Raw genomic sequence first — 12,132 nt, 5'->3', positions numbered from 1 at the left:
TTCTTTGCCAGGCAACCGTTAATTAGTTATCGAATTTTCCGTAGAATGCGTTGCGGTATACATCAGCAAGCTCGGATACCAGCGGCATTTTAGGGTTGGCAGTTGTACATTGGTCTTCAAATGCACGGTCAGCCAGATAGTCTACACGGGATTCGAAGTCCTTAGGATCGAAACCAAGAGCCGAGAAGGATTCTTCGATACCGAGTTTTTTGTTCATATCGCGGATCGCATTGATTAGGCTGGTTACGCCTTCTTCGGTAGTGCGTGCAGGCAATCCCAGAATACGGGCGATTTCTGCGTACCGTTCGTCAGCTACAAAGTGCGAATATTTAGGGAACGAAGCGAACTTCGTAGGTTTCTTGGCATTGTAACGGATAACATGCGGCATCAGGATCGCATTGGTACGGCCGTGTGCGGTGTGATACTGTCCGCCCCATTTGTGCGCCAAGCTGTGGTTAATTCCCAGGAATGCATTGGCAAAGGCCATACCGGCAAGTGTAGAAGCATTGTGCATTTTTTCGCGGGCCAGCTTATCGCCTTGCAGTGCGGATTTCTCCAGCCACTGGAATACCAGCTGAATCGCTTTGATTGCCAGACCATCGGTGTAGTCACTGGCCATTACAGATACATAAGCTTCGATAGCATGTGTCAATACGTCCATACCTGTATCGGCAACAGCGGTCTTAGGCAAGCTGTATACAAACTCCGGATCGATAATTGCTACATCTGGAGTCAGCTCATAATCGGCCAGAGGATACTTCGTATTATTGCCTGTTGTCTTGTCTGTGATAACTGCAAACGATGTTACTTCAGAACCGGTACCCGAAGTTGTTGGAATCGCAACGAATTTGGCTTTGTTGCCGAGCTTAGGGAATTTGTATACCCGTTTACGGATATCCATGAACTTCTGCTTCAGACCGTTGAAGTCTGCATCCGGATGTTCGTAGAACAGCCACATTCCCTTGGCAGCATCCATTGGGGAACCGCCGCCGAGTGCAATGATGCAGTCCGGCTGGAATCTGTTCATCATAGCAGCGCCTTTTTCTACAGTAGTAGTCGATGGATCTGGTTCAACTTCCGAGAATACTTCGATTGCTACAGGCGTCTGACGTTGGCGCAGGTAGTGCTCCACTCTTTCAACATAGCCGAGCTTCACCATCATAGGGTCAGTGATGATTGCTACACGAGTGATGTCAGGCATTTTGGCCAGATACTGAGTGGCTCCCTTTTCGAAGTAAATCTTGTCAGGTACTTTAAACCATTGCATATTCACGGTACGACGGTTCACCCTTTTCACGTTGATCAGATTGATGGCAGTCACGTTCTGCGATACCGAGTTGCGTCCGTAAGATCCGCAGCCCAGTGTCAATGAAGGGATATTGGTGTTGTAAATATCGCCGATTGCGCCGTGTGTGGATGGCGAGTTGACGAGAATACGTCCAGTTTGCAGACGGTTGGAGAACTTCATGATTACTTCTTCATTATTGGAATGGATAGCCGAGCTGTGGCCCATGCCGCCAAATTCAACGATTTGAGCTGCGCGTTCGATACCCTGGTCAGCATTCTTCACCTTGTAGCAAGCCAGAACCGGGCTCAGCTTCTCAGCGGACAATGGATATTTAGTACCTACACCTTCAAGCTCAGCTACCAGGATCTTCGTTCCGGCAGGAACCTGAATGCCGCACATTTCAGCGATCTTAACAGCGGATTGGCCAACGATAGCCGGGTTAACCGCACATTTCTCTACGTTCATTGCTCCGCTGGTCAGCTTAGCTGCTTCTTCTTTGTTGACAAAGTAACAGCCGTTCGCAATCATTTTCTTCTTCACTTGGTCGAAGATGGCTTCTTCAATGATGACTGCCTGCTCGGAAGCACAGATCATACCATTATCAAAAGTCTTCGACAGGATAAGGTCTGTTACAGCCTGATCAATGTCAGCACTCTTCTCAATGAAGGCAGGCACGTTACCAGGACCTACGCCGAGTGCCGGTTTGCCGCAGCTGTAAGCTGCTTTGACCATTGCCGACCCGCCGGTTGCCAGAATCAGTGCAACGTCCGGATTGTTCATCAATGCGTTTGTTTTGTCCATCGTAGGAAGCTCAATCCATTGGATGAAGTTCTCAGGTGCACCGGCTGCTACGCCTGCATCATGCAGAATTTTGGCTGCTGCCGCGCTGCACTCTTGCGCTGACGGGTGGAAACCGAATATAATAGGGTTACGTGTCTTAGCGGAAATCAAAGCCTTAAACATCGTGGTGGATGTTGGGTTGGTTACCGGTGTGATACCCATAATGATTCCGACTGGTTCAGCAATCTTCTGGAAGCTGTCATAAGCGTTATCCTCAATAACGCCTACAGTCTTGTCGTACTTAATTCCGTGCCAGATATATTCAGTGGAGAAGATATTCTTCGTGATTTTGTCTTCGTATACTCCGCGTCCTGTTTCTTCAACTGCCAGTTTTGCCAGGTACATATGCTTGTCGAGTCCGGCCAGCGCCATTGCATGAACGATTGTGTTTGTCTGCTCTTGATCCAGGCCCATGAACGCTTCGTGGGCTTTCTTTGCTTTATCCACCAAAACCTGAATATATTCTTCAGCGGTGGTTTGTTTCACTTGGGCGGCGACTTCGTTTTTAACTGCCATCTCCCTCGTCCTCCTGTCAATTTTTAGGTTGTTTCTTTCTATACATTTATCTTAGCACATCCCTTTCACCTTGTATAGTGAAATCTTTCACAAAGTTTAAAGTTTTTTTTGAGTTGTTTTCAAAGCGCTTTCATTCGATCATATACTAGCGTTTTTTCCATATTATATGTATTATTTATTTGATATTTGTCTATTCTGCGAACGCAATACGGTAGTCTGCAGCGTTGATGGCCCATCTTGCCTTGCAATGACGGTTGGGCTTCAGGAATTCTGTTCATGAATGCCAAGCCCTCACTTCGGTTCATCCGGTGCTCTTCTAGAATAACTCTGACGGTGTGAATATAAATATAAATCTCAACTTAACAAAAAGGAGACAGCATCTCTGCTGTCCCCCCTTATCCATCTCTTCCCCCGGCTCTAGGGGGACATCTAAACCTACTCTGCCTTAATCGTATCGAAGAATTTCTGCTGGACCGTTGCGGCCGCCGCATCAAGCTGGGCCTTCGAGTCTGTACCTTCCTTGGCGAACAGCTCCTGGATCACGTTGGACATCGTTGCATAGTAGTCCTGAGTGTTGTACTGGGCTTCGGGCTTGCCGTCCAGCAGCGCCATGATTTCGGGACTGTACTGATATACAATATCGTACTTGTCATAGACGGCCTTGGTCTTCTTGCCGAAGTCGGAATCTGCAGCATAGTAATCCAGAAGCGGCGGGATATAGTATTTGCCGTCCGTTTTACGCTGGCTGATAATGGCGTCGAGCGCCTCTAGCCCTTTATCCGAGAAATAGTCGAAGGTAATATAACGGAAGGCCATCTCCTGCTCATCCTTGCTGGCATTCGGGTTGATGACCAGATAGTCGCCGCCGAGTACGCCGGTATGCTTGCCGCCCTTCTCTGCCGCTGGCATCGGATAGGTCAGCACATCCTCCGGCTTGAAGCCTCCCTGATTGAGCGCCTGTTCAATGACGCCATCGGAGCCGGCCATCACCATCGCGGTGCGCCCCTGCTGGAAGGCGCCTACTGCATCACCCCAGCCGAGCGCCCAATCCTGGGGAACCGCTTTGGCTTCCCATCTCAGCTTTTTATAGAAGTCCAGCGCTTTAACACCAGCTTCGGAATTGAAGGTGGCCACCACCTTGCCGTTCTCAATCTTCTGAATCTCCCCGCCTGCTTCAAACAGGAAGTTGGTCCAGTTCCAGCCGGCTTCGTTGCCCTTACCCATTGGCGCAATTCCGGAGATCCCCTTCTTAGGATCGGCCACTCCTTTGGCTGTGTTCAACATGTCGTCCCAGGTCCAATCCATTGGAGGTACGGCTACACTTTTGTCATCCAGCATCTTCTTGTTGATCATTGTTGTAGTGACGTAACCCTTCTGCGTAACCCCATACACCTTGCCGTCAATGATGAACTGGTTCTGCAGCACTGGATTGATCTGATCCTTGAACTCATAGTTGTTCCACAGATCGGTGATGTCGGCTACCCAGCCCTTCTCAATCAGGAATTTGGCTTCGGTGGCATATGTGTTGAAGAAGGTTGGCGCTTCGTTCGCAGCCATCTTCACTCCGATCTCGCTTACATTATACTGCCAGTCATCCTTGACGATCTCCACGTTCGGATAGACTTCCTGGAACCGCTTGATTTTGTCATCCTCCTGCGCTCTCACCTCGGTCAGGTCCGGCGTAGGATAGTGGATTTTGATCGTTACCTTTCTCTGGGTAATATCATCTGCCGGTGCTGCAGACGGAGTGGCTGACTCTTCGGCCGCCTGGGTTGCCGCTGGTGCAGGTGTCCCCGCCCCTCCATTGGCCGCCGGCTTGTTCCCGTTATTATTGCCGCCGCAGGCGGACAATAAGGTCCCCGTGACCAGGAGACAGGCGAATACGCTGGAAACTTTACGCATGGTAACTCCCCTTTTCCATATCATAATGAGCTTACAAATTCATCATAAAAGAGAAACCGTTTACAAACGAGGTGTGATTATATTGCTTTCATGTGCAGGTATACGATCTCTACCGGACCTTCTCCTTCCTGCCTAGCCTTTGACCGCTGACAATGAAACTCCCCGCATAATGAACTTCTGGAAGACCAGGAACACCAGGATCGGCGGCAAAGAGACAATGAACAGAATCGCGAATTTAATGTTCGTATTCAGTGCTTTTACATTGATAACGTACTTATAGATGGCGGTAGCGAGCGTATACTTCTCCTCACTGTGCATGACCAGCGACGGCCAGAACCAATCATTCCAGGCTGTGGAGAAAATGAAGATTGCCAGTGTTGCAAAAATCGGAATTGACAGCGGCACCGCGATGGTGAAGAAGCTTCTCGGCTCCGAGGCCCCGTCCATCCGCGCGGCTTCCAGAATCTCGGGATGAATCCCGTCGAAGAAATTCTTAAGCAGCAGGAAGAAGAACGTGTTCGCGCCTGCCGGCAGCCAGAAGGCTGCATATTGATTGAGCAGGCCCAGCTCCTTCAGATTGACAAAGTTCGGAATCATATAGCTCGTAGCCGGGATGAACAGCGTCATCAGGAAGAAGAAATAGAAGGCCTTGCGGTACGGCACATTCATCCGTGAGATACTGAAGGACGCGAGTCCCAGTACAATTAAGGTAGCGACCATATTTCCCACAAAAATATAAAGGGTGTTCCGCAGATACATAGCCAGATCGATATAATCCAGCGCATCCTTCAGATTGCCGAAATGCCATTCCTGCGGAAAAAAATGCGGCGGAAAGGAATTGACCTCGATATTCGACTTTAGCCCGTTGAACATCGTCATGAGGATGGGATACAGCATGCTGAATATCATCAGGACAATAAACAGCACCATAATTCCGTAGACCACCCTGTTGCTGGTCTTTTTCAGGTCATGCTCTGAGAGAATACCTCTGTCTGCGCTCTTCATCCTAGTTGTCCTCCTTGTTAAGCTTGAACTGAAGAATGCCCAAACCGCCCAGAACAACAAACATCAGCATCCCCAGCGCAGTTGCCGTACCATAATCAAGTCTCGTAAAAGCATACTTCACAATAAGCAGCGCATACGTCAGCGTAGCATTGTTCGGCCCCCCGTCCAGCAAGGCCATCTGTGACTGGTAGCCCTGAGAGGTGGCGATGACTTGAAGAATCAGCATAAGCAGGATCAGATTACGCAGGGAAGGCAGGGTGATGTGGCGGATACGCGCCCATACTCCAGCTCCGTCAATCTCGGCGGCCTCATACCAGTCCCGGGGAATACTAAGCACCGCAGCAAGATAGATCAGCATCCCCGAGCCGAACTGCTGCCAGGTCTCCATGAAGACCAGCGAGATCATCGACCACCGGGTATCGGTCAGGAAGGCGATCTGCTCCGCTCCGGTGCTGCCGATTACGGCATTAATCGGTCCAACGGGATCATACAGCCAACGCCACAGCCCGTATAGGACTACAGCAGGCATGACATATGGCAAATATGCAGCAACGCGCACGAATCCGCCGAATTTCCGCAGCTCGGAGATGGCAATAGCAAAGGCAATCGGAACCCAAAAGCCGATCACCAGGCACAGCAGCATATAGTACAGGGTGTTTTGGACTGCAGTCAGCACATCGGGGTCGGTAAGCGCCCTGGCGTAATTGTCCAGACCCACGAAGGTATTCCCTTTGACGAAATCAACGGTGTAGAAGCTGTACAGGAACCCTTTGAAGATAGGCACCCACATAAACATAATGAAGATAATCAATGCGGGGACAAGAAACATCACGCCCCAATAGTTCTTTTTCCAACGGTTCTGCTTGTACGGCTTGCTCTCCAGCTCCGCTGGAAGGTGATCGTGTAACGCAGCAGACTGATTCATTCCGGCTCCCTCATTCCTGTCGTCTTTCAGCACTTTATGGGAAAGCGCCTCCTGTCTTCATTGTAGGAAATGAGGGAGAGACTTAACATGTCTATATCTATGGCAATCGTAAGCGTTCTTACTTCTTCAGCTCGCTGGGGCTGATGCCATAGTATTTTTTGAAAATTTTGCTGAAATGCTCCGGCGACTCGTATCCCACCCGCTCCGCAATCTCATACCGCCGCAGATCGGTGTTCAGAATCATCTCCCGGCTGTCCTCCATCCGCAGCTTAATGACATATTCCCACAGGTTATAGCCTGTATTCTTCTTGAACAAATAGCTCAGGTAATTAGGGCTGACATGATTCTTCTTGGCTACTTCATGGATCGTCAGCCCCTTCTGGGCGTAATTCCCGTCAATATATTCCTTCGCCTTCTGCACGATCAGATTGCTGTGCGTATGCAGCTCCTCGGGCGACGGATCAGCAGCGTAGTTATTCCAGTTGAAATCCCCATAATAGAACACATAATGATCGGCATGCTCATTGTTCCAGAGGATCGCCTTCGAGGCTTGCCGGCTCAGCACATCCAAGAAGCTCAGCCCCTTCAGAATCTGGCTGATGCCGATAACGGCACTCAGCTGCAGGTAGCGGTGAATATTAAAATGCAGGCTGCGACCCAGCACCTCCAGCCTGCTCAACTGGCCGGTGGACGGCTCCTCGTAGCTCTCCCCATCCCACTGGATGATTATGGTAATCTCTTGGTCCGGTGAATAGAAGGCGGTGGAATTCCACTCCTGATCCAGCAACTCCTTGGCGATATTCAAGGCAGCGTAACGCAGCAGGCTATGATCACGGGTAGTGTACCTCTGCTCAGACCGGTCTTGCGGCAGGGGGAGCTTGATTTTGATCACCGCAAAAAACGGCCCCCGCAGCCTCAACTCATCCAGCTTGCGCAGCTTCTCCTCTACCATCAGCACCGCCGCAGTTCCGGTAAGCAGACTGTTCAGCAGCTCGCTGTACTCGGGAAGCGGCTCCTCCAGGCGAAATCGGTCTCCATTACCATCCATATATGTAGCCAGCTCCGGCGACGGTCTATTCATCTTCAGAACAACACTGCGCACCGAATCCAGGAACTGCTCACTGTTCAGCGGCTTGATCAGATAATCTCTAGCCCCCAGCCGGACGGCCATCTGGGCGTACTGAAAGGTCTCATGCGCAGAGATGACGATCGTCTGCACCCAGGGCTTGGTCATTTTGGCATGCTGCATCAGTTCGATCCCGCTCATAGCCCCCATCTGGATATCGGTCACAAGCAGATCGATCTCCTCCATACGGATACAATCCAGTGCCTCATACCCGCTGCCAGCCGTATAGATATGATCAATATCCAGCCCGGAAGCAGCAAGCAGGCTGCTCAGCCCTTTGCAAATGAGCGGCTCATCATCAACAACCAGTATATTGAACACCGTATTCTCTCCTCTACTCTATAGTCTCTGACTTCGGAAGGATCACACTTACTATCGTGCCTCCGTGCTCTCGCGGTGCGTAGCTGATCCCGCAATCCCCGCCGAAATGCAGCTGCACACGCTGATGGATATTGCGGATACCGTAGCCGTTCACCGGATTCGGACTGTCGTCATTGAGAATCTGCTCGATAGCCTTATAATCGACCTGCTTATAGCCGTTATCCTCAATGGTAATCCGAATCCGGCCATCCTCCAGCATAGAGGTAATGATGATTTCACCATCCTCCTCCATATTCTTAACCCCGTGGATAATGGCATTCTCGATCAGGGGCTGCAGAGTGATCTTGGGAATCAGATTCATGGTGGTCCCGGGAGCGATATTCCAGACAACGGCGAACACATAATCATACCGGTGCTGCTGGAGCTTGATGTAGGCACTGGCATGTTCAAGCTCCTCTTCGAGCGTGATCAGCTCCCGGCCCCGGCTTAAGCTGATCTTCATCAGCTTGGATAATTCCTTGATCATTTCCGCGGATTCCACGTTGCCTTCGAGCGAGCTTTTCCAATAAATACTCTCCAGGGTGTTGTACAGCAGATGCGGGTTGATCTGCTGATAGAGCAGCTGCAGCTGCGATTCCTTCTGCTTCAGCTCCATCTGGTATTTGTACATAATCAGGCTGTTGAGCCTGCGGGCCATATCATACGTGGCGGTAATCAGCACACTGACCTCATCGTTGCTTCCTCTGCGGGGAGTCTCGGGCACACGGTTGCCCGGCTCATACTTGCGTACAAAAAAAGCCAGCTTCTGCAAAGGGGTCATCAGCGCACGCCAGAAGTAGGTAATGATGATCAGTCCGAACAGCGCGTAGGCCACTGTTATGTATTGAATGACTCGTTTCATTTCGTTTTGCTGCTGGAGCAGGGATTTGACGGGCACCTTGTAGACCAGCTTTTGCTCAAAGGCATGATTGTTGTTCACCACATAGATGAAGTCATCAGTGATAATATCCTCGGTTCCCTCCGGATCTCCCGCCTCCGAGCCGTCCGGCAGAACGATTACTTCTCCAGTTGAATTCGTGGTCGAGGCCAGTACACGGTTGCTCATATCCGTCAGATAGATTTCCCCGTCCGGCAGTGAGATGGACCTTAGCGATTCACCGATTTTCGATTCCATCTTGGTCACCACCAGCACGCCGAGCGTCCCTTCCCCCCGGTAGATATTATTGACGGCCCTGACATACGTAAGCGTCTTCAGTTCTTCGGCCTGCGGGCTCAGCTTCTCGGTGAACATCAGGGTCCCGCGGCCTTTCTGCTGCACCACCTGTTCGAACCAGTACGGACGTTCCTCCTTGGAGAAAAAATAAACCCCCGCCTTCTTCACCTGCGGAAAATTGGGGGCGAAAAAGTAATAGTTATCGGGATCATATACGTACAGCGAGTAGTAAATTCCGTCACCCCGCTCCGCTCCCTGCGAATAGCTGCCGAGCAGCTTCTCGATGGTCTCATAACGTTCCACCCGCTCCAGCACCGTATCATTCCCGCTCATATTGAGCTGCTGCAGAACCGGATTCTGGATGACGGTGGTCGTTATTTTGTTCACCGTATCGATGTCTCTGTTAATAATGGCGAAATTCTGCTTGTTCAGCTCCACATAGGCATTGGTCACATGGCGCTTCAGAATCTCCTCTGCCTTGTAGTTGCCGTAGCTGTTCAAAATCAGAATAGGCGTAATCATGATCAGAAACAGCAGAATCAACTGCTGCTTAACACTGAGCCTGACAATGGGTTTCACAAGCATGGATAACACCCTGGATTCACCTCCAGTTCCAATAATACAAGTGGTAACGGCGTTGAAGTCCTTTTAAAGGACGGTACCCTTTCAGCGAGAAATAGAAGGATAAGTTACCGTGTGAAACATATGAGTTCTTATATTTTAACAAACCTACAAGCGCTTACACAGGTTTATTTCAAAGTTCTTTATGTCCGTTTGTATGGAGATTTTCAGCTAAGCAAGTAAAAACCAGCCCCACACACAAACATACCGTGTTGGACTGGTTTTATAGTGTTTCATCCGGAGCACATTGAGCCCGGACGGCTTATGCTAGCTGTAATTCCCTCTAAAAGCCGGAATTTCTTTCTCCATAATGTAATCATCCATGACAAATCCGTTCCCGATATCCGCCATTTGTCCCCGTATCATCCGGAAGCCTTTTTTCTGATATACTGCAATACTGGATTCGTTATCACGATTGACCGTCAGCCAGATATGAGTCAGATTACGGGCCTGACACAGCTTCTCCAGGAAGGCCAACGCTTGGCTGCCATACCTGCGCCCCCTGTACTCCTTGCTGATATAAAACTTGCTCAAAAAGAGCTTCCCTTCCTCTTCTCTGGCCGACATATATCCGGCTGTGGAGCCTTCGCCGTTATGGATCAAATAATATTCGTAGCCCTGATGATGGATCTGATCCGTTATCGCGGGAACCGATTGAAACTTTTCAATCATGTAATCAATCTGCGCGATGGTAATAATGGAGACATAATGTTCGTGCCATATTTCAGCTGCCAGCCGGGCAACCTCCGCAGTTTCTTCCGCTGTATTCACTTGTGGAAATCTAAGCTCCATAATATGTACCTGCCTTTCCTGGGTCTCTCGTATCGCCCTATCCTTGGACACGGACATTGAAGCAGAAGTTCACGCTCTCGTATACCCGTTCAATTGCAGCCAAGAGGCACAGGCATCCGTCCAGGTCTTGGTGTGCGGCTCTTCAGGGGCTAAGCCCAGACCGTGTACGCCGTGTGCATAGATATGCAGATCGAATGGAACCTTATGACGGCTAAGTCCTGCGGCGAACAACAGGCTGTTCTCCACCGGGACATAATCATCATCAGAGGTATGCCAAAGGAACGTTGGCGGCGTGTCCGGGGTCACCTGGAACTCGCTGCTGAGCTTAAGCGACAGCTCCGCATCAGGAATGGCTCCCAGCAGATTCTCCTTCGAACCTTGATGGGTCACCCCTTCGGTCATCGAGATGACCGGGTAGCATAGAATCAGGCGATCCGGACGGCTGGACAGCCGCTCCAATGGCTCCGGGTGATCAGGATTACCGAGATCATATGATACCCCTGCGGTAGAAGCGAGATGTCCGCCTGCCGAGAAGCCCAGAATGCCGAGCCGGTCCGGGTCAATTCCATATTCATCCGCGCGGAAGCGGATCGTACGCAGCGCCCGCTGCGCATCCTTGAGCGCACTCGGGTATTGATAGGGCGCTACACGATAGCGCAGCACGAATGCTGAAATTCCGAGTGTATTCAGCCACTCCGCAACCGGACCGCCTTCATGGTCGGCACGCATCGCATACCCGCCTCCCGGACAAACCAGAACAGCGGCATTCCCCTTGCCTTCAACTAAATAAGGTGTAATCGCAGGCTGATCCTCTTCACTGGCTCCCAGCGCTCCTGGCGCACCTTCAGGCCATAGCAACAACGTTTCCATCATCATCCCTCAAGCTTTCCTTCTATAATAGAATAGATAATAGAGGAAAAAAGTTCCTCAAGGGCCATTCTATCAAGGTCTTACAATTCATGCAATCCGGATATCACAAGATCCGCTGCCTTCAGCACTTCAGGCTTACCGATGCCGACAACCTGCATTCCTGCAGCCTTGCCGGCGGCTACTCCGGCCTCGGCATCCTCGAACACCACACAATCCTGCGGCTGTAGCCCCAGCTCCCGGCAGGCTGACTGGAACACCTCAGGGTCTGGCTTCGCCCGGGCTACCTTATTGCCGTCTATAACAACGTCGAACAGCCCCGCAATATTCAGCTTATCCAGTATGAATTCCGCATTCTTACTCGCAGAGCCAAGGGCAATAGCCACGCCGCGTGCTCTGAGCGCATCCAGATAAGCCCGAACACCGGGCAGCAGCTCCGATTCATCCAGCCTGGAGATGTACTCTACATAGAGGCGGTTCTTCTGCTCTGCCATTACCAGCTTCTCAGCCTCCGTGCATTCCCGGCCTCCAATGGCAAGCAGAATGTCGAGTGATCTCATCCGGCTGACGCCCTTGAGCTGCTCGTTATGCTCTTCCGTGAACTCGAATCCAAGCCCGTCGGCAAGTGACCGCCAGGCCAGATAGTGATATTTCGCCGTGTCTACAATCACGCCATCCAGATCGAAGATAGCGCCCTTCATATGCTCCAGCATCAT

Annotated in this window: 9 protein-coding genes; all 9 read right to left on the bottom strand. The window is 50.7% G+C overall.

All coding sequences use genetic code 11. From position 1 onward, the window contains the following. Window positions 1–22: 22 nt before the first annotated feature. Window positions 23–2,644 (bottom strand): bifunctional acetaldehyde-CoA/alcohol dehydrogenase, encoded by a 2,622-nt coding sequence (gene adhE, locus MKX42_RS12035; protein WP_340752708.1) that lies wholly within the window; start codon window positions 2,642–2,644, stop codon window positions 23–25. A 435-nt stretch (window positions 2,645–3,079) separates the two neighbouring features. Further along, a complete protein-coding gene (locus MKX42_RS12030; protein ID WP_340752707.1) occupies window positions 3,080–4,546 on the bottom strand; it encodes an ABC transporter substrate-binding protein in 1,467 nt (488 codons plus the stop codon). 132 nt (window positions 4,547–4,678) lie between these two features. Then, window positions 4,679–5,551: a carbohydrate ABC transporter permease gene (locus MKX42_RS12025; protein ID WP_340752706.1), complete on the bottom strand. Its 873-nt coding sequence runs from the start codon at window positions 5,549–5,551 to the stop codon at window positions 4,679–4,681. Between the two features lies 1 nt (window position 5,552). Further along, on the bottom strand, window positions 5,553–6,380 hold the full coding sequence (locus tag MKX42_RS12020) for a carbohydrate ABC transporter permease (protein ID WP_340757677.1): 828 nt from the start codon (window positions 6,378–6,380) through the stop codon (window positions 5,553–5,555). A 214-nt stretch (window positions 6,381–6,594) separates the two neighbouring features. Continuing rightward, entirely contained in the window at window positions 6,595–7,923 is a 1,329-nt protein-coding gene (locus MKX42_RS12015; RefSeq protein ID WP_340752705.1) for a response regulator, read from the bottom strand. A 13-nt stretch (window positions 7,924–7,936) separates the two neighbouring features. After that, the gene (locus tag MKX42_RS12010; protein ID WP_340752704.1) at window positions 7,937–9,721 is read right to left on the bottom strand and encodes a cache domain-containing sensor histidine kinase; all 1,785 of its coding nucleotides are present in this window, start codon (window positions 9,719–9,721) and stop codon (window positions 7,937–7,939) included. 303 nt (window positions 9,722–10,024) lie between these two features. Further along, on the bottom strand, window positions 10,025–10,549 hold the full coding sequence (locus MKX42_RS12005; RefSeq protein ID WP_340752703.1) for a GNAT family N-acetyltransferase: 525 nt from the start codon (window positions 10,547–10,549) through the stop codon (window positions 10,025–10,027). A 69-nt stretch (window positions 10,550–10,618) separates the two neighbouring features. Further along, window positions 10,619–11,419, bottom strand: coding sequence for an alpha/beta hydrolase (locus MKX42_RS12000; protein ID WP_340757676.1), 801 nt, complete (start codon window positions 11,417–11,419; stop codon window positions 10,619–10,621). Window positions 11,420–11,499: 80 nt separating this feature from the next. Continuing rightward, window positions 11,500–12,129, bottom strand: a complete 630-nt coding sequence (gene pgmB, locus MKX42_RS11995) for a beta-phosphoglucomutase (RefSeq protein WP_340757675.1) — start codon at window positions 12,127–12,129, stop codon at window positions 11,500–11,502. Between the last annotated feature and the right edge of the window lie 3 nt (window positions 12,130–12,132).

The organism is Paenibacillus sp. FSL R7-0204 (assembly GCF_038002225.1).
Lineage (GTDB): Bacteria > Bacillota > Bacilli > Paenibacillales > Paenibacillaceae > Paenibacillus_AQ.
The sequence above is the reverse complement of the archived record's forward strand: the minus strand, read 5'-3'. Positions and strand labels throughout refer to the sequence as shown.